We start from the raw sequence: 17881 nt of genomic DNA, 5'->3' as shown, positions 1-17881 counted from the left end.
AGAACACAGGAGAACTCCGTGACCGCGCGGATCACCGCACTCGACACGTACGACATCCGGTTCCCCACCTCGCGGGAGCTCGACGGCTCGGACGCCATGAACCCGGACCCCGACTACTCGGCGGCCTATGTTGTTCTGCGCACCGACGACCCCGACGGCCCGGAGGGGCACGGCTTCACGTTCACCATCGGCCGGGGCAACGACGTCCAGGTCGCCGCCATCAACGCACTGCGCGAGCACGTGGTCGGCCGGGACGTCGAGGCGCTCTGCGCCGACCCCGGCACCCTCAACCGCGACCTGATCGGGGACAGTCAGCTGCGCTGGCTCGGCCCCGAGAAGGGCGTGATGCACATGGCCATAGGAGCCGTGGTCAACGCGGTCTGGGACCTCGCGGCCAAGCGCGCGGGCAAGCCGTTGTGGCTGCTGCTCGCCGACGCCGAGCCCGAATGGCTGGTCTCCCAGGTCGACTTCCGCTATCTCACGGACGCGCTGACCGAGGCCGAGGCACTGGAGCTGCTGCGCAGGGGCCGCGAGGGCCGCGCCGAACGAGAGGCGCTGCTGCGCGAGCGCGGCTATCCGGCCTACACCACCTCGCCGGGCTGGCTCGGCTACAGCGACGAGAAGCTGGCCCGGCTGGCCCGTGAGGCGCTGGCCGACGGCTTCACCCAGATCAAGCTCAAGGTCGGCGCGGACCTCTCGGACGACATCCGCCGCTGCCGGGTCGCCCGGGAGACCATCGGCCCGGACATCCGGATGGCACTGGACGCGAACCAGCGGTGGAGCGTGACCGAGGCCATCGAGTGGACCAAGGCGCTCAGCGAGTTCGACCCGTACTGGATCGAGGAGCCCACCAGCCCCGACGACGTCCTCGGGCACGCGACCGTGCGCCGCGCGGTGGCCCCGATCAAGGTGGCGACCGGCGAGCACGTACAGAACCGCATCGTGTTCAAGCAGCTGCTCCAGGCCGGGGCGATCGACGTCCTCCAGCTCGACTCGGCGCGGGTCGGCGGCGTGAACGAGAACCTGGCGATCCTGCTGCTCGCCGCCCGGTTCGGTGTTCCGGTCTGCCCGCACGCGGGCGGGGTCGGCCTGTGCGAACTGGTCCAGCATCTCTCGATGTTCGACTACCTCGCCCTGTCCGGCACCACCGAGGACCGGGTGATCGAGTTCGTCGACCATCTGCACGAACACTTCCTCGTACCCGTGACGATCGAGGCGGGCCACTACACCGCCCCGCTCGCGCCCGGCTTCTCGGCCCAGATGCACGAGGAGTCCATTACGGCCTACCGCTTCCCGGACGGCGAGTTCTGGACCGCGGACGCACTCCCGAAAGGACCGACACAGGCATGACGGAACTCCAGGGCCTGCGGGCCCTCGTGACCGGCGGCGGCTCCGGAATCGGCCGGGCCACGGTGCGGGCACTCGCCGGGCGCGGGGCACGCGTCGCCGTGCTCGACGTCGACCCCGCGGACGCCGAACTCGGCTTCACCGCCGACCTGAGCGACGACTCCTCCGTACGCAGGGCCGTCGCCGCGGCCGGGGAGGCTCTCGGCGGCCTCGACATCCTGGTGAACAACGCGGGCATCGGGGCCGCGGGCACCATCGAGGACAACCCCGACGAACAGTGGCACCGGGTGCTCGACGTGAACGTGCTCGGCATCGTCCGCACCAGCCGGGCCGCGCTGCCGCTGCTGCGGCGCTCGGAGCGGGCCGCCATCGTCAACACCTGCTCCATCGCGGCCACCGCAGGGCTGCCGCAGCGCGCCCTGTACTCGGCGAGCAAGGGCGCCGTACTCTCGCTGACCCTCGCCATGGCGGCCGACCACATACGCGAGGGAATCCGGGTGAACTGCGTCAACCCCGGGACCGTGGACACCCCGTGGGTGGGCCGCCTCCTGGACGCCGCCGACGACCCGGCGGCCGAGCGCGCGGCGCTCAACGGCCGTCAGCCCACCGGCCGTCTGGTCAGCGCCGAGGAGGTCGCCGCCGCCATCGCCTATCTCGCGGGACCGGCCGCGGGCTCGGTGACCGGCACCGCACTCGCGGTGGACGGCGGCATGGCCGGACTGCGGCTGCGCCCGAGGGCACACTCGTGAGCATGCGAAGCACCAGGATCGGCACCACCGCCGTACACGTCACCGAACTGTCCTTCGGCGCCGCGGCGTTGGGGAACCTGTACCGGCCGGTGAGCGAGGAGCAGGCCGCCGGTGCGGTGGACGCCGCCTGGCGGGCCGGGATCCGCTACTTCGACACCGCGCCGCACTACGGACTCGGCCTGTCCGAGCGTCGCCTCGGGGCGGCCCTGCGGGACAAGCCGCGCGACGCGTTCACTGTCTCGACCAAGGTCGGCCGCATCCTGGAGCCCCGGCCCGGGGCCGAAGGCGACGACCTCGCACACGGTTTCGCGGTACCGGCCACGCACGAGCGGCGCTGGGACTTCAGCGCCGCGGGCGTACGGCGGTCGGTGGAGGAGTCGCTCGGGCGGCTCGGCCTGGACCGGATCGACATCGCGTATCTGCACGACCCGGACGACCACGCCGATCAGGCGCTCGGCGAGGCCTACCCGGAGCTGGTGCGGCTGCGCGACGAGGGGGTGGTCGGCGCCATCGGCCTCGGCATGAACCAGAGCGCGCTGCCCGCCCGTTTCCTCCTCGAGTGCGCGCTCGACGTGGTGCTGCTCGCCGGGCGGTACACCCTGCTCGACCAGGACGGCCTTGCCGAACTCCTGCCGCTGGCCGAGGAGAAGGGCACCGCGGTGGTGGCCGGCGGGGTCTACAACTCCGGCCTGCTCGCCGACCCGCGCCCGGGCGCCACCTTCGACTACACCGAGGCGCCCGCCGAACTCCTGGCGCGCGCACAGGAGTTGCAGCGCACCTGCGCCCGGCACGGGGTACCGCTGCGGGCCGCAGCGCTGCGCTTCCCGCTCGGCCACCCGGCCGTCGTCAGCGTGCTGACCGGGGCCCGCGACGCCGCCGAGGCCCAGGACGCGGCGGCGATGCTGGACGCGGACACACCCGAGGCGCTCTGGGCGGAACTGCGCGAGCGTGGCCAACTGGATCCCGGCGTCCCGGTACCGACGAGGAGTTGAACGGATGCGCATCGCGTTGTTCCTCACCTGTTTCAACGACACGGTCTACCCGCAGACCGGCAAGGCGGTGGTACGGCTGCTGCGGCGGCTCGGCCACGAGGTCGACTTCCCTCCGGCGCAGACCTGTTGCGGCCAGATGCACTTCAACACCGGCTACCGGCCCGAGATCGTGCCGATGCTGCGGCGCTTCACCGAGGTCTTCGGCGGCTACGAGGCCGTGGTCGCCCCCTCGCCGTCCTGTGTCGGGATGGTGCGGCACGAATTCCCGGTGGTGGCACGGCAGTACGGCGACAACGCGCTGCGCGAGGCCGTCGACGCGGTGGTGCCGCGCGTGCACGAGCTGTCGGAGTTCCTGGTCGACGAACTGAAGGTGACCGACGTGGGCGCGTACTACCCGCACCGTGTCACCTACCACCCCACCTGCCACTCGCTGCGCGGACTGCGCTCCGGCGACCGGCCGTTGCGGCTGCTGCGCGAGGTGCGCGGCATCGACCTGGTGGAGCTGCCCGAGGCGGAGTCCTGCTGCGGGTTCGGCGGCACCTTCGCCCTGAAGAACGCCGCCACGTCCACGGCGATGCTCGCCGACAAGATGACCTGTGTACGCGAGACCGGCGCCGAGGTACTTTCGGCCGCCGACAACTCGTGTCTGATGCACATCGGCGGCGGACTCACGCGGCTGAGCAGCGGCGTGCGCAGCGTCCATCTCGCGGAGATCCTCGCCTCGACCGAGGAGGACCGGTGACCTCTCAACGGGCCCATCAGCGGACCAACGTGGTCTGGCTCGGCTCGCCCTCGTTCCCCGAGGCGGCGAAGCCGCTGCTCCGGGACGAACAGTTGCGGAGCAATCTGCGCCGTGCCACCGGCACGATCCGCGAGCGCCGCCTCGCCGTCACCGGCGAGCTCGACGACTGGGAGGAGCTGCGGACCGCGGGCGAGGCCGTCAAGCGGCGCACGCTGCGCCATCTCGACCACTACCTGGAGCAGTTGGAGGCCTCCGTGGTGCGCGCGGGCGGCCAGGTGCACTGGGCCGCCGACGCCGAGGAGGCCAACCGGATCGTCACCCGCCTGGTGCGCGAGACCGGCGAGCGCGAGGTGGTCAAGGTCAAGTCGATGGCCACCCAGGAGATCGGCCTCAACGAGGCCCTCGCCGAGGCGGGCATCGACGCCTACGAGACCGACCTGGCCGAGCTGATCGTGCAGCTCGCCGACGACCGGCCCTCGCACATCCTGGTCCCGGCCATCCACCGCAACCGCGCCGAGATCCGGGAGATCTTCACCGCTGCCATGGGCCGTTACGGACGCCCTGCGCCCGAGGACCTCACCGACGACCCGGCGGCCCTCGCCGAGGCGGCCCGGCTGCACCTGCGGGAGAAGTTCCTGCGCGCCAAGGTGGCCGTGTCCGGGGCGAACTTCGCGTCGGCGGACACCGGCACGGTCGCGGTGGTGGAGTCCGAGGGCAACGGCCGGATGTGCCTGACCCTGCCCGAGACCCTGATCACCGTGATGGGCATCGAGAAGGTCGTCCCCGCCTTCTCCGACCTGGAGATCTTCCTCCAGCTGCTGCCGCGCTCCTCCACCGGCGAGCGGATGAACCCCTACACCTCGCTGTGGACGGGCACCACCGAGGGCGACGGGCCGAGCACGTTCCATCTGGTGCTGCTTGACAACGGCCGCACCGCCACCCTCGCCGACGCGACCGGCCGCCAGGCCCTGGCCTGCATCCGCTGCTCGGCCTGCCTGAACGTCTGCCCGGTGTACGAGCGCACCGGCGGGCACGCGTACGGCTCGGTCTACCCGGGACCGATCGGTGCCGTACTGACCCCGCAGCTCGTCGGCGTGGAGAACGCCGCCTCACTGCCGTTCGCCTCGACGCTCTGCGGCGCCTGCTACGACGCCTGCCCGGTGAAGATCGATATCCCCGAGGTGCTCACGCACCTGCGTGCGCAGGCGGTGGAGTCGCGACGGGCCCGGCGCAAGGTGCCCTCGGCCGAGGCCCTGGTGATGAAGGCCGCGGCGGCCGTGTTCGCCACGCCCGGGCGGCTGGCGGCGGCACAGAAGGCGGCGGGCCTGGGCGGACGGTTCCTCGGCGACACGGTGAGCAGGCTGCCCGGCCCGCTGTCCGGCTGGTCGGACGCCCGCGACGCCCCGGTGCCGCCCAGGGAGTCCTTCCGCGCCTGGTGGGAGCGGACCGAAGGCGGCACGGACGAGGAGGAGCGATGAGCTCGCGCGAGACGATTCTGCGCCGGGTGCGCGGTGCCCTGGCCGAGGTGCCGGGCGACGAACGTCCCGAGGACGTCGAGGTGCCGCGCGCCTACCGGGACAGCCATGCCCGGGGCGATCTCGTCGCCCTGTTCGCCGAGCGGGTGGCGGACTACCGGGCCCGGATCGAGACCTGTACGGCGGCGGAGGCACCCCACGTGGTCGGCCGCCTGCTCTCCGAACGCGGGGCGCACCGCGTCGTGTTGCCGGAGGGCTTTCCCCAGGAGTGGCTCCCGACAGGTGAGTTGACCTGGCTGCGCGACCAACCCCCGCTCTCCGTCGCGGAGTTGGACGGCGCCGACGCGGTGCTCAGTACCGCCGCGACAGCCATCGCCGAGACCGGCACCCTGGTGCTGGACGGCGGCCCGGGCCAGGGCCGCCGTGTCCTGACGCTGCTGCCCGACCACCATCTGTGCGTGGTCGAGGCCGCGCGGATCGCCGGTGACGTGCCGCAGGCACTGCGGCTGCTCGACCCGTACCGGCCGCTCACCTTCGTCTCGGGGCCCTCGGCCACGAGCGACATCGAACTGAACCGCATCGAGGGCGTCCACGGGCCCCGGCACCTGGACGTGGTCGTCATCACCGGAGAGGACGGCGCGACATGAGAGTGGCACTGCACACCAAGGTCAGAGCGGACCGCGTCGCCGAGTACGAACAGGCCCACCGGGAGGTGCCCGCGGAACTCACCGAGGCCATCCGGGCCGCCGGGGCCCGCTCCTGGACCATCTGGCGCAGCGGCACCGACCTGTTCCACGTGATCGACTGCGAGGACTACGCACGGCTGCTCGCCGAACTGGAGGGGCTGCCGGTCAACGTCGCCTGGCAGGCGCGGATGGCCGAGCTGCTCGACGTCGTGCACGACTACTCCGCCGAGGGATCCTCGGCGGGCCTGCCGCAGGTCTGGGAGCTGTGACGCAAGTGCCCCTCATCGACGCACACCACCACGTCTGGGACCTCGGCGTCCGGGACCAGGGCTGGATCACCGGAGCCGAACTGGCCCCGCTGCGACGGGACTTCACCCTCCGCGACCTGGCGGCCGACACCACCGCCGCCGGGGCCGAGGTCGAGGCCACGGTCGTCGTCCAGACCGTGACCGTGGCCGCCGAGACCCCGGAACTCCTCCACCTCGCCGCCCACCCTCCGGCGGGCGCCGCCCCGGTGGCCGGTGTGGTCGGCTGGACCGACCTCACCGACCCCGCGATCGAGGACCGCCTCGCCGCTCTGCGCGAACTCCCCGGCGGTGACCGCCTGGTAGGCATTCGCCACCAGGTGCAGGGCGAGCCCGACCCGCGCTGGCTGCTGCGCCCCGACGTACTGCGCGGGCTGCGCGCGGTGGCCGCCGCCGGACTCGTCCACGACCTGGTGATCCTTCCGCGCCAGCTGCCCGCCGCCGTCGACGCGGCACTCGCCGTACCCGAACTGCTCTTCGTCCTCGACCACTTGGGCAAACCCCCGGTAGCCGCGGGAACCCACGCCCCCTGGGCCGCGGACCTCTGCCGCCTCGCGAGCCTGCCGAACACCACGGCCAAGCTCTCCGGCCTGGTGACCGAGGCCGACTGGACGTCCTGGACCACGGCGGACCTGCGCCCGTACGTGGAAACCGCCCTCACCGAATTCGGCCCCGACCGTCTGATGTTCGGCTCCGACTGGCCGGTGTGCACTCTTGCCGCGTCCTACGGGGAGGTCCTGGCCTCCGCCCGCGAACTCACCGCCGGCCTCAGCTCCACCGAGCGGGACGCGGTGTTCGGGGCGACCGCGACCCGCGTGTACGGCCTGGGCTCGGGGTGAGCGCCGCGCGCGCCCTCTGGACGGGGCGGGGGCGGGACTGACCGGACCGGCTCACGCGGTGGGCTTCCTCGCCTCGAACAGGGTGCGTGTGCTGTGGGCCACAAAGGGGCCGCGGGCGAGGATCTCCTCGTGGAGTTCCCGGAGGCGGGGCCGGTGGGCGGCCACCGTGAAGCCCGGCACCATCCAGATCACCTTGCGCAGGAAGTGCACGACCGCCCCGATGCCGTGGAACTCCATCCGCAGCCGCTCCGTGCGCAGATCGACGATCTCCAGCCCCGCGGCCTCGGCCAGTGCCCGCTCCCGGCCGGGGTCGCGGCCGTTTCGTGCCTCCTCCGGCTGCGGACCGAGGAAGTACTCCACGAGTTCGAAGGCACTCGCCGGGCCGACATGCTGAGCGAAGTAGGTACCACCGGGCCGTAGGACACGGGCGATCTCGGCGAAGTACGGCGTGACGGGGTGCCTGCTGACCACCAGGTCGAAGGCGCCGTCCGCGAAGGGCAGCGGCGGCTCGTCCGGGGCGGCGACCACCACGGTGCCCAGGGGATGCAGCAGCGCCGTGGCCTTGGCGACATTGGGGGGCCACGACTCCGTCGCCACACACAGCGGCGGCCGTTCGGGCACCCCGGCAAGCACCTCGCCGCCACCGGTCTGGATGTCCAGCGCGGCGTGCGCCCCGGCCATCCGCGCCCCCATGGACCGCTGATAGCCCCATGAGGGCCGCTCCTCGGTCGCCCGGCCCTCGAACCAGGAGAAGTCCCAGCCTTCGGTGGGGGCGGCCTCGCCCTCGGCAACGAGCTCTTCGAACGAACGGATACCGGTCATGGGCCGAGCGTTCCAGAAGCCCTCTCGGCCTCGCGAGCGCTTATCCCCCGCCCAGCGAGCGCACGCCTCGGCGGCCCTCCCTCTTCGTTTCTCCCACGGCCCCGGATTTTCTTCACTGCGTGCGAAATTCGGGGAACGGAAAGTGAGGGGTCAAGGGCCCGAATGTGAGCCCCGACATATAACCCACGTCACGTACGAACCCACCTAGTGGCCACACCCCCCAAAACCACCGAGCACCCAGGACAGTCCCGGGACTTTCGACCACCCCAGTCCCCACTAAACACCTTCGTAGCTCACACCTTTGCCAACCACAAAACCCGCCCCTAAAACTGGTTCACGTCGCTCGGCGCCACTGGGAAAACACCCCAGGCCGTTTACGCCGGAACCGTCCCCCGGACTGAGAGCGACCTCCTCCGCACCACAGAAGAGGTCACCCCCATGCCCAAGAACACGACGATTCACGGTCTCGGAAAGCACTTCACCAAGGCCACCACCTACACCCAGGACAAGGCACGCCAGGCCACCACGGCCACCACCGCCTACGCCCGGGACCTCTCCACGGCCCAGAAGTACACCATGACCGGCCTCGCCACCCTCGGCGCCGCAGCCCTCACCCTCGGCCTCACCACCACCGGCGGCAACACCACCACCGACGCCGCCCCCGCCGCCAGCACCAAGGTCGCCACCACCAAGACCGTCGACACCCACACCAGCACCACCGGCCCCCACGCCACCGACGACCAGAAGATCAACAGCGTCGCCGAAAAGCTCGGCGTCAAGACCGACGACGCCAAGAAGGACGCCGCACAGAAGAAGGCCGCCGCCGCCAAGAAGGAAAAGGCCGAGAAGGCTGAGAAGGCCAAGAAGGCCGCCGCCAAGGCCAAGGCCGAACGAGGCAAGAAGCAGGCCGCCAACCGCTCCACCCACCGCACCTACGCCAACAACCTCGACGGCTGGATCCGCGAATCCCTCGCCATCATGAAGGAAAAGGGAATACCCGGCTCCTACGAAGGCCTCCACCGCAACATCCTCCGCGAATCCTCCGGCAACCCCAAGGCCATCAACGACTGGGACATCAACGCCCAGAACGGAATCCCCTCCAAGGGACTCCTCCAGGTCATCCCCCCGACCTTCGAGGCCTACCACGTCGAAGGCACCCCCAAGAACATCTACGACCCCGTCGCCAACATCACCGCCGCCGCCAACTACGCCGCCGACAAATACGGCTCCATGGACAACGTCGACAGCGCCTACTAAGGCACACCGACACCACGCCACCACAGCCACACGGCACGGCACGGCACGGCACGGCACGGCACGGCACCAAGCGACACAGCCACACACCGAAGGCCGACACCCCACCAGGTGTCGGCCTTCGGCCATGCCACGGGTGCCACGACGGCAACGGCAGGCAGTGCCACCCGTCGCCACCTCCCGTGCCGTGTGAGGAACACCGACCCGCACCCCCTTGCAGGTTCTATGCGGAGCGCCATAAGTTACTCACCAGTACCCCAGTACCCGCTGAGGACGTCTCGTCCCGGAGCCGAGGAAGGGCGGTGTTCGGCATGCACCGGCGCGCGATCGGCGGCCCTGTGTCCGCACACCGCACCACCGGCGGGCCGGTGGCCCCATGAGCCCGCGCAAGAGCGACAGCCGTGAGCGGATGGTCCTCAGCGCCGCGGCGCTGCTGCGGGAGTACGGCGCCACCGGGACGAGCATCGACCGGGTACTGGCGCACAGCGGCGCCCCGCGGGGCTCGGTCTACCACCATTTCCCCGGTGGGCGCGCCCAGTTGATCGACGAGGCGGTGGCGTTCGCCGGTGACCTGATCGCCGGGCTGATCGACGCCGCCGCACAGGCCGACGATCCGGTGGGGGCGGTCGACACGTTCTTCGCGCTCTGGCGCGAGCAGCTCGTGGCGAGCGATTTCCGGGCCGGGTGCCCGATCGTCGCCGTGGCCGTGGAGACCAACGACGAGGCCCCGCACCTGAGCCGCTCGGCGGGCGTGGTGTTCGCCCGCTGGCAGGAGGCACTGGCGGTCATGCTCACCCGGCACGGCCTGCCCGAAGAACGAGGCAGGCGGCTGGCCTCCTTCATCATCGCCTCGGTCGAGGGCGCGGTGGTCATGTGCCGCGCCGAACAGAGCCCCGCCGCACTGGAGTCGGCCGCCGCCGAGATCCACGACCTGCTGATCCACGCACTGCGGAGCCCGCCGGACACCGCCCTTCGACAGTGACCGGACCAGCCCCCATGCCGACCCACCCAGTCCCAACTCACCCCGCCCACACCCACCTTCAGGGAGCCGATATGCCCACGCTCGAGCGCCACGACAACGTCTTCGTCCTGGACATCGGGGACACCGAGAACCGCTTCCACCCCGACTGGATCGCCGCGGTCGACGCAGCCCTGGACGAGGTGGAGAAGGCGGAGGGCCCCCGCGCCCTGGTCACCGCCGCGACCGGCAAGTTCTTCTCCAACGGCCTCGACCTGGACTGGCTGTTCGCCAACGCCGACCAGCACCACGAGTACGTGGTCTCCGTCCACCAGCTGCTGGCTCGGACGCTGTCGCTTCCGGTGATCACCGTGGCCGCGCTCCAGGGCCACGCCTTCGCCGCCGGTGCGATGTTCTCCCTGGCCCACGACTTCCGCGTCATGCGTGCCGACCGCGGCTACTGGTGCCTGCCCGAGGCGGACATCAACATCCCCTTCACGCCCGGGATGTCCGCCCTGATCCAGGGCCGACTGAGCCCGCAGACCGCTCACGAGGCCATGGTCGTCGCCCGCCGCTTCGGTGGCGAGGACGCCGCTGCCGCCGGCATCGTCGACCAGGCCGTCGCCGAGGACGCCGTCCGCTCGACGGCCATCGAGCTCGCCCAGGCCCAGGTGAACAGGGTGGGCGACACCATCGGCACCATCAAGGCCCGCATGTACGCGCCCGCGCTGGCCGCCCTGCGCGACACCGTCAACCCGCTCGGCTGACGTCGCCGTACGACCTCGGTACGTACCCCGTAGATCCGCGGGCGGACAACGAAAGGCCAGGTACCCAACAGGTGCCTGGCCTTCGGTCGTTCACAGTGCCGGGCTGTGAACTCCGGTCTTCGCCAAGGCCGTTCAGCCGTCGCGGCGAGGGCGTCGGGCAACACGTGTCAGGCGTCCTGCGGAGGTCCGGAGAGATCCTCCCGTCCGGCGATCTGCTCGCGGGAGGAGGCGCCGAGTTTGCGCAGGACCTTGGCCACGTGCTGCTCGACGGTGCGGGGCGACAGGAACAGGACGGCGGCGATCTCGCGGTTGGTGCGGCCGAGGGCGACGAGGCGGGCCACTTCCGTTTCACGCGGGGAGAGTTGGCTGCCGTATCCGCGTCGGCCGCGGCGGGACGGTGTCATGACACCGTTGCCACGCAGTACACGTCGGCAGCGCGCGGCGTCCCTGGTGGCCCCGAGTGCGGTGAACTGCTCGGCGAGCGGGGCGAGTTCGGCGGCGGCGTCCGTGTCGCCCGCGGCGATGAGGGATCTCAGCCGGGCCTCGTGGGCGCGGGCCGCGGCGTAGGGGTGGGGCAGTGCGGCGTAGCGGCTCCGGGCCCCCTCGAACGAGAGGGCCGCCTCCTCGTGCCGTCCGGCCGCGGCCTCCACGGTGCCGCGTGCCGCCCGCTGTGCGGCCGCGGCCTGGGGAGCGTCCGCCTGCGCGATGCCGTCGGTGAACTCGGCGAGTACGGCGGCGGCCCGCGCGTCCTGGCCGTCCCGTACGTAGGCCGCCACCGCCGCGGGTACCAGGGCCGCGCCCCAGACCCAGATGTCCTTGCGGCGCAGCCGGTCCAGGGCGCGCTCGGACTCGGCGCAGGCGGCGTCGGTCTCGCCGCGCGCGGTGTGCACCCGTACGAGCGCGCCGGAGGCGGCGGCCAGTATCGGGGCCGGGGCGTTGGCGGGGTCGTCGAGCGCGGCGGCGCCCAGTTCGGTCGCGGCTTCCTCCCACTCGCCTCGGGCGACGGCGAGCAGGCCGAGGACGAGGTGGGCGTCCGCCGCGATCCCGGAGACGTCCTCGACCATGTCCAGGACCTCCCGGGCCCGGTCGGCCAGACCCGTCCAGTGGCCCGTGTGGCACTGGAGCCGCAGGGCGGTGCCGTCGATGACGCCCTGCAGGAAGGGCGCCCCGCACTCCTCGGCGAGCCGCTGGCCGCGTACCCGGAACTGTTCGGCCTCCTCGAAGTGGCCGAGCCAGGTGGCCGCTTCGGCGAGGTTGCCGCAGAGCCGGGCGATCTGGAGCCGCTCGGGTGTCGACCGGCCGGTGGCGAGCACGGTCTCGGCCTCGGTGCGGGCCGAGGGCTCGCCCCTGGACATGCGCAGGGCCAGGTGGTTGCCGCGTACCGCGAGCCGCAGGGCGAGGTCCTGTTCGTCGGCGACCAGCCGCTCGGCGCGCTGGATCCAGTCGTGGTGGACCGCGTAGGGGTCCTCGCCCCAGTTGGGCATGGCGAGGACGGACATGGCGCGCGCCGCGAGCGCCGGGCGGGCCTGGAGCTCGCCGACCGCGGTGGTGGTGACCGCCCGGCCCTCGTCGTGGGCGCCCGCCTGATTGCTCAGCAGCAGACCGAGGTTGAGCCGGATCTCGCCGCGTACCGCGTCCGGCAGCCCGCCGTCCCGGATGACCCGCCGGAGCAGGGCGACGGCGCGGCGGTGGGCGAGCCCGATCACGGCGACGCGGCTGAGTTCGGTGGCCAGGGCCGCGCGGTCGTGCGTGGGCAGCCGCGGGTCGGAGAGCAGGGCCTCCAGGAGTTCCACCGCGGTGGCGGTGTCGCCCATCTCGCCCGCCTGTCTGGCTGCCGCGCCGCCGTAGCGCAGCCAGGCGTCGGCGTCGCCGGACTGCTGCGCGTGGTAGGCGAGTTGGACGGTGGGCGGCCGGTCGGCGGCGGACAGGGCCGCGATGACGCCGCGGTGCAGACGGCGGCGGTCCACGCCGGGCAGTGCGCTGTAGACGGCCTGCTGGGCGAGGGTGTGCCGGAAGCCGTAGCGGTCGTCGCCGCAGTCGTAGAGCACACCCGCGCGCAGTGCCTCCAGGATTCCGCGCTCCGCCTCGGACGGGTCGCCGCCGACGGCCTGGACGAGGAGTTCCTGGCCCGCCGGGATGCGCAGCACCGCCGCGGCGTGGACCACGGCCACGGCGTGCGGGCTCAGCCCGGTCATCCGGTCGGCCATGGCGTCCCGGAGCAGGGCGGGCACCTCCAGCGCGTCGAGTGTCTCGGGTGCGCTGCCGTCGGCGGTCCTGGTGCCGGCACCGTCGAGCGCGCGCACCATCTCCTCGACGACGAAGGGGATCCCGGCGGTGCGGGCGTGCAGTTCGGTGGCGAGTGCGACCGGGACCTGCCGGTCGCCGGTGATGGCGGCGGTCAGGGTGCGTACGGCGGACACGTCCAGGGGCCGCAGCGGCAGCAACAGGGCGGTGGTACCTGGGGCGTTGCGGTAGGCGCGGCCGAGCGGGAGGCCGCCGCCGGGCAGGTCCTCGCGGCGGTAGCTGAGGACCGCGGCCGTGCCCGCCGGTGGATCGTCGGCCAGGAAGCGGACCAGGTCCCGGGTCCCGTCGTCCGCCCAGTGCAGGTCCTCGACGACCACCACGGCGTCGCCGAGAGAGCCGAGCAGCGTGCGCACCGCGCGGAACAGCCGGTGCCGGTCGGCGCGGTGGTCGGTCAGGGGCTCGGGGGCGGGCGGCAGGGCACCGGCGAGCTCGGGCAGATAGGGGCGCAGCGCCCCGCACACCGGGTTGAGGCCCTGGGGTACGCGCCCCTCCACACGGCGCAGCAGGTCGAAGACCGGCCCGTACGGGAAGGGTTCGCGCAGCGGAAGGCAGACTCCGGTCAGAATGCGGCGGCCCCGCACCTCGGGCTGGTCCAGCGCCTCGTGGATCAGCCGGGTCTTGCCGATCCCCGCCTCACCTTCGACGAAGGTGACCGAAGGGGTCCGGCCCATGGCCTCGACGAGTCTGCGCAGTTCCGTTTCGCGGCCCACCAGAACCGGGGCTCCCGAGCGGCGGAGGAGGGAAGTGGTCATCTGTGGCTCCCAGCCGTACGGAACGCCTGATCCCGCCCGCGGCACGATGTCACCACGCCCTTGTGGCGATTGACGTGTGAACGTACTTGGAGGTGCGGTCACGGGCAAGACATCGCGCAGCGGCACCACCGCCCGAGGAGCGCGCCCTGGCCGGAACTCGTCCCTCGGCGCCGGACCGCCCGTAGTGGCCCACTCGAGGAATCCCCGCACGCGCCACCGCAAATCTTGAGTAGCACTACGGATCGCATCGCGGATTGTTCGGCCCCCGTGGCCCTTCTAACGTCCGAGCGACTCCCCTGGCACCAGGCGCCCCCACCCCACCGCCGCCCCACCCCACCTCTCGGGTCCCGGCCCGAACTGGCGGAAAGCGCCTGCCGTCCAGGCCCTCACCCGGAAGAGGAAGGCAGGCCATGAGACGACGAAGTGACGGACGAGAACGCGGCGCGGCACCCGGTGGAACGGCGCGAAGCGACCGCGGTGAAACAGGAGTGCGCCGGGCGGGAAAGGCGGGCAAGTGGCTCGGCGGGATCGCCGTCCTGGCGTCGACGGTGCTGCTGAGCGCGCCACTGGCGACGGCCGGGGCCCAGACGGCTACGCCCGGCCCCGAAACCGACGCGGTCAATCCGACGGACACGCTCCAGGTGCCGGAGGGGCCGCACGCGCAGATCATCGGCGGCGAGCAGACCACGGTCGCCGAGTACCCGTACATCGTCGCCGCGCTGCGTGAGGGCGGGCCGCGCCCGCTCGGGCAGACGTGCACCGGTTCGGTGATCGGGCCGCGCACCATCCTGATCGCCGCGCACTGCAAGGACGGCGATGGCACCAAGTCCTTCTACTACGGCGCCGACGACCTGACCAAGCCCGAGGGCGGCACGAAGATCGAGGTCGAGTCGTACACCCAGCACCCCAAGTACCAGTCCCCGAACGGCTGGCAGACCGGTTACGACGTGGCCGTCGTCCAGACCAAGCAGGACATCCCGGTCAAGGACGGCCAGTACGCGAAGTTCGCCACCTCGGCCGACAGCGAGCTGTCCCAGCCCGGCAAGACCGGAACCGCGATCGGCTACGGCCGGGTGAGCGACGGCGAGAACACCAACGCCCATGTGAAGAAGGCCTCGTTGCCCGTGGTCGACGGGCAGAACACCTGCGGTTCCTTCGGCAGCTTCAACGGTGCCTACATGGTCTGCGCCGGGTACGCCGACGGCCACGACGGCATCTGTCAGGGCGACTCGGGCGGCCCGCTCGTGGTGGACGGCGTGGTCATCGGGGTGGCCTCCTGGGTGCGCACCGGCTGCAACAGCTACGGCGCCTGGGGACGGCTGACCAACGAGATGGGTGACTGGGTCAAGACCCAACTGCCCGACAGCGGTGCCCCGACCGCCGCCTTCACCCCGAACTGCTCGACCACCGAGCCGAGTTGCAGCTTCGACGCCACCGCCTCCAAGGACGGCGACGGCCAGATCGCCTCCTACGCCTGGAACTTCGGCGACAGCACCGAAGGCAAGGGCGCCACTCCCTCGCACACGTACCAGAAGGCCGGTTCCTACGAGGTGACCCTGACTGTCACCGATGACGCCGGGAAGAAGGGCACGGTCACCCACACCGTCCACGCCGGTGTCGAGGAGCCGTCGGGCGAGCCGCCGACGCCCGCGTTCTCGGTCTCGTGCTGGTACGAGGCCTGTGACTTCGACGCCTCGCAGTCCCGCGACACGGACAACGACATCGCCTCGTACGCCTGGAAGTTCGGCGACGGAAAGACCGGCACGGGTGTGAAGAGCGCCCACTCCTACCCGGCAGGCCAGAAGAACTACACGGCCGAATTGTCGGTAACCGACAAGGGCGGCAACACCGCCACCACCAGCAAGCAGATCCAGTGCTGGGACTTCAGCGGACGCGCCTTCTGCTTCAGCGGCTGAACCCGGACAGGTGCGGGCGGGCGACCCGGCTCCCTCCCGCCCGCACCCTCTCCCACGGTGTCCGAGCCGCCCTCAACTTCCCTCCCTTTTCCCCTGGTTCGCCCACCTGGACGAACCGACCCCGAGAACGCCACCACCGCGGCGATGCCACCGTGGCGTCGCCATCCGACGGAAGGCCGCCGATGAACAACCGTCACCACACCCGTCGCCTGCTGTCCGCCTCTCTCACCGCCCTCGCCGCCACCGCGGCGTTGGTGACGGCGAGCGGCGGTCCGGCCGAGGCGAGCGAGGGCGCCGTGATCAACGCGGGTGCCCCCGGTGCCATCGAGGGCGAGTACATCGTCTCCCTCAAGGGAAGCACCTCCCCCGCTCTCGCCGCCGAAGACCAAGTCGCGGGCCAGGCACGTGAGTTGCTCGACCGATACGGCGGCACGGGCGAGCATGTCTACAGCGCCGTGCTGCGCGGATTCGCCGCGAAGATGTCCGAGCGGCAGGCGGCCCGGCTCGCCGCCGACCCTGCGGTGGAGTACGTGCAGCAGTCGCTCATGGTGCACGCCGCCGAGGGCGGGACCCAGCCCAGTCCGCCGTCCTGGGGTCTGGACGCGGTGGACGGTGCCCAGGACAAGACGTACACCTACCCAGGCACCGGCAGCGGAGTCACGGCCTATGTCATCGACACCGGCACCCGCTTCTCGCACCGGACCTTCGAGGGCCGGGCCTCCTCCGGCTACGACTTCATCGACGACGACAGCGACGCCGCCGACTGCAGTGGGCACGGCACCCATGTGGCGGGCACTGTCGGGGGCAAGGAGTACGGCGTCGCCAAGAAGGCGAACCTGGTCGCCGTGCGGGTCCTTGACTGCTCGGGCAACGGCCCCGACAGCGACACCATCGCGGGCCTGGACTGGGTGGTGAAGAACGCGAAGAAGCCCGCCGTCATCAACATGAGCCTGACCTCCGGCGGCGCGGGCGCCGACCCACAAGGTCTGCGGGACGCCACCAAGCGCGCCGTCGAAGCGGGCATCCCGGCGGCCGTCGCGGCGGGGAACAGCGGCACCGACGCGTGCGGCACCTCCCCCGGTGACACACCGGAGGCCCTGACCCTGGGCTCGACCGACCAGAACGGCGGCCGCTCCAGCTTCTCCAACTACGGCCGCTGCATCGACCTGTTCGGCCCCGGCGGCAACATCACCTCCGCGAGCCACCAGTCCGACACGGGCAACGCGAACATGAGCGGCACCTCCATGGCGTCGCCGCACGGCGCCGGGGCCCTGGCCCTGTACCTGGAATCCCACCCCGGAGCCTCGGCAACGGAGGCCACGGACGCGGTAGTCGCCGCCGCCCGGTCCGGAGTCGTCACCAACCCCGGTTCGGGTTCGCCGAACAAGTTCCTGGACGTGACCAAGCTCGGCACGCCCGCCGACCCCGGCACACCCACCGCTGCCTTCACTCCGAACTGCTCGACCACCGAGCCGAGTTGCAGCTTCGACGCCTCTGCCTCCAAGGACGGCGACGGACAGATCGCCTCCTACGCTTGGAACTTCGGCGACAGCACCGAAGGCACAGGCGCCACCCCCACGCACACGTACCAGAAGGCCGGTTCCTACGAGGTCACTCTCACCGTGACCGACGACGCCGGTAAGAAGGGCACCGTCACCCACACCGTCCAGGCGGGCACCCCCACCGGCCAGCCGCCCGCCCCCGCGTTCTCCGTCTCCTGCTGGTACGAGGCCTGTGACTTCGACGCCTCGCAGTCCCGCGACACGGACAACGACATCGCCTCGTACGCCTGGAAGTTCGGCGACGGAAAGACCGGCACCGGAGTGAAGGCCACGCACTCCTACCCGGCAGGCCAGAAGAACTACACCGCTGAACTGTCCGTGACCGACAAGGCAGGCAACACGGCCACCACCAGCAAGCAGATCCAATGCTGGGACTTCAGCGGACGCGCCTTCTGCTTCAGCGGCTGAACA

General features: G+C 71.6%; 15 protein-coding genes. 13 read left to right on the top strand and 2 right to left on the bottom strand.

Going from position 1 to position 17881, the window contains the following annotated elements; genetic code table 11:
- Positions 1-18: 18 nt before the first annotated feature.
- Genes HUT18_RS30190 through HUT18_RS30155 form a run of 8 tightly spaced genes read left to right on the top strand, consistent with a single transcriptional unit; the run spans position 19 to position 7135 of the window.
- Complete coding sequence (locus tag HUT18_RS30190) at positions 19-1350, top strand: L-fuconate dehydratase (protein WP_176103699.1); 1332 nt, start codon at positions 19-21, stop codon at positions 1348-1350.
- Positions 1347-2096, top strand: a complete 750-nt coding sequence (locus HUT18_RS30185; protein WP_176103698.1) for an SDR family NAD(P)-dependent oxidoreductase — start codon at positions 1347-1349, stop codon at positions 2094-2096. Before HUT18_RS30190 ends, HUT18_RS30185 begins: the two co-directional genes overlap by 4 nt.
- A gap of 2 nt (positions 2097-2098) precedes the next feature.
- Positions 2099-3088: an aldo/keto reductase gene (locus HUT18_RS30180; RefSeq protein WP_176103697.1), complete on the top strand. Its 990-nt coding sequence runs from the start codon at positions 2099-2101 to the stop codon at positions 3086-3088.
- Positions 3089-3092: 4 nt separating this feature from the next.
- Positions 3093-3830 carry a (Fe-S)-binding protein gene (locus HUT18_RS30175; protein ID WP_176103696.1) on the top strand — a complete coding sequence of 246 codons (738 nt, stop codon included), beginning with the start codon at positions 3093-3095 and terminating at the stop codon, positions 3828-3830.
- Entirely contained in the window at positions 3827-5308 is a 1482-nt protein-coding gene (locus HUT18_RS30170; RefSeq protein ID WP_176103695.1) for a LutB/LldF family L-lactate oxidation iron-sulfur protein, read from the top strand. The genes HUT18_RS30175 and HUT18_RS30170 overlap by 4 nt, the downstream gene beginning before the upstream one ends.
- Positions 5305-5952, top strand: coding sequence for a lactate utilization protein C (locus tag HUT18_RS30165; RefSeq protein WP_176103694.1), 648 nt, complete (start codon positions 5305-5307; stop codon positions 5950-5952). Before HUT18_RS30170 ends, HUT18_RS30165 begins: the two co-directional genes overlap by 4 nt.
- Entirely contained in the window at positions 5949-6260 is a 312-nt protein-coding gene (locus HUT18_RS30160) for an L-rhamnose mutarotase (RefSeq protein WP_176103693.1), read from the top strand. The genes HUT18_RS30165 and HUT18_RS30160 overlap by 4 nt, the downstream gene beginning before the upstream one ends.
- Positions 6257-7135, top strand: a complete 879-nt coding sequence (locus HUT18_RS30155; RefSeq protein ID WP_176103692.1) for an amidohydrolase — start codon at positions 6257-6259, stop codon at positions 7133-7135. Before HUT18_RS30160 ends, HUT18_RS30155 begins: the two co-directional genes overlap by 4 nt.
- Positions 7136-7186: 51 nt before the next feature.
- Here the strand turns inward: HUT18_RS30155 and HUT18_RS30150 are convergent, their stop codons facing one another.
- A complete protein-coding gene (locus HUT18_RS30150) occupies positions 7187-7957 on the bottom strand; it encodes a class I SAM-dependent methyltransferase (RefSeq protein ID WP_176103691.1) in 771 nt (256 codons plus the stop codon).
- Positions 7958-8533: 576 nt separating this feature from the next.
- Between HUT18_RS30150 and HUT18_RS30145 the strand changes: the two genes are divergently transcribed.
- From HUT18_RS30145 to HUT18_RS30135, 3 genes are all read left to right on the top strand, one after another.
- Positions 8534-9214 (top strand): transglycosylase SLT domain-containing protein, encoded by a 681-nt coding sequence (locus tag HUT18_RS30145; protein ID WP_176104891.1) that lies wholly within the window; start codon positions 8534-8536, stop codon positions 9212-9214.
- Between the two features lie 373 nt (positions 9215-9587).
- Positions 9588-10193, top strand: coding sequence for a TetR/AcrR family transcriptional regulator (locus tag HUT18_RS30140; protein WP_254878876.1), 606 nt, complete (start codon positions 9588-9590; stop codon positions 10191-10193).
- Positions 10194-10264: 71 nt separating this feature from the next.
- Positions 10265-10936: an enoyl-CoA hydratase-related protein gene (locus HUT18_RS30135; protein ID WP_176103690.1), complete on the top strand. Its 672-nt coding sequence runs from the start codon at positions 10265-10267 to the stop codon at positions 10934-10936.
- Positions 10937-11103: 167 nt separating this feature from the next.
- Here HUT18_RS30135 and HUT18_RS30130 read toward each other — a convergent pair whose 3' ends face one another.
- Positions 11104-13992 carry an AAA family ATPase gene (locus tag HUT18_RS30130; RefSeq protein WP_176103689.1) on the bottom strand — a complete coding sequence of 963 codons (2889 nt, stop codon included), beginning with the start codon at positions 13990-13992 and terminating at the stop codon, positions 11104-11106.
- Positions 13993-14402: 410 nt separating this feature from the next.
- On the opposite strand from HUT18_RS30130, the gene HUT18_RS30125 reads away from it, so the two are divergent.
- Both HUT18_RS30125 and HUT18_RS30120 read left to right on the top strand, forming a co-directional pair.
- Positions 14403-15908 (top strand): trypsin-like serine protease, encoded by a 1506-nt coding sequence (locus HUT18_RS30125; protein WP_176103688.1) that lies wholly within the window; start codon positions 14403-14405, stop codon positions 15906-15908.
- A 182-nt stretch (positions 15909-16090) separates the two neighbouring features.
- Positions 16091-17878, top strand: a complete 1788-nt coding sequence (locus HUT18_RS30120; RefSeq protein ID WP_176103687.1) for a PKD domain-containing protein — start codon at positions 16091-16093, stop codon at positions 17876-17878.
- Positions 17879-17881 lie beyond the last annotated feature (3 nt).

Source organism: Streptomyces sp. NA04227 (assembly GCF_013364195.1).
In the GTDB taxonomy this organism is placed as follows: Bacteria; Actinomycetota; Actinomycetes; order Streptomycetales; family Streptomycetaceae; genus Streptomyces.
The sequence above is the reverse complement of the archived record's forward strand: the minus strand, read 5'-3'. Positions and strand labels throughout refer to the sequence as shown.

What these genes read in the sequence shown, in the direction of transcription:
- HUT18_RS30180 (WP_176103697.1), top strand. Translation starts at nt 2,099, where the DNA reads ATGCGAAGCACCAGGATCGGCACCACCGCCGTACACGTCACCGAACTG.
- HUT18_RS30130 (WP_176103689.1), bottom strand. Translation starts at nt 13,992, where the DNA reads ATGACCACTTCCCTCCTCCGCCGCTCGGGAGCCCCGGTTCTGGTGGGC.
- HUT18_RS30165 (WP_176103694.1), top strand. Translation starts at nt 5,305, where the DNA reads ATGAGCTCGCGCGAGACGATTCTGCGCCGGGTGCGCGGTGCCCTGGCC.
- HUT18_RS30150 (WP_176103691.1), bottom strand. Translation starts at nt 7,957, where the DNA reads ATGACCGGTATCCGTTCGTTCGAAGAGCTCGTTGCCGAGGGCGAGGCC.
- HUT18_RS30175 (WP_176103696.1), top strand. Translation starts at nt 3,093, where the DNA reads ATGCGCATCGCGTTGTTCCTCACCTGTTTCAACGACACGGTCTACCCG.
- HUT18_RS30160 (WP_176103693.1), top strand. Translation starts at nt 5,949, where the DNA reads ATGAGAGTGGCACTGCACACCAAGGTCAGAGCGGACCGCGTCGCCGAG.
- HUT18_RS30135 (WP_176103690.1), top strand. Translation starts at nt 10,265, where the DNA reads ATGCCCACGCTCGAGCGCCACGACAACGTCTTCGTCCTGGACATCGGG.
- HUT18_RS30185 (WP_176103698.1), top strand. Translation starts at nt 1,347, where the DNA reads ATGACGGAACTCCAGGGCCTGCGGGCCCTCGTGACCGGCGGCGGCTCC.
- HUT18_RS30120 (WP_176103687.1), top strand. Translation starts at nt 16,091, where the DNA reads ATGAACAACCGTCACCACACCCGTCGCCTGCTGTCCGCCTCTCTCACC.
- HUT18_RS30145 (WP_176104891.1), top strand. Translation starts at nt 8,534, where the DNA reads ATGACCGGCCTCGCCACCCTCGGCGCCGCAGCCCTCACCCTCGGCCTC.
- HUT18_RS30140 (WP_254878876.1), top strand. Translation starts at nt 9,588, where the DNA reads ATGAGCCCGCGCAAGAGCGACAGCCGTGAGCGGATGGTCCTCAGCGCC.
- HUT18_RS30125 (WP_176103688.1), top strand. Translation starts at nt 14,403, where the DNA reads ATGAGACGACGAAGTGACGGACGAGAACGCGGCGCGGCACCCGGTGGA.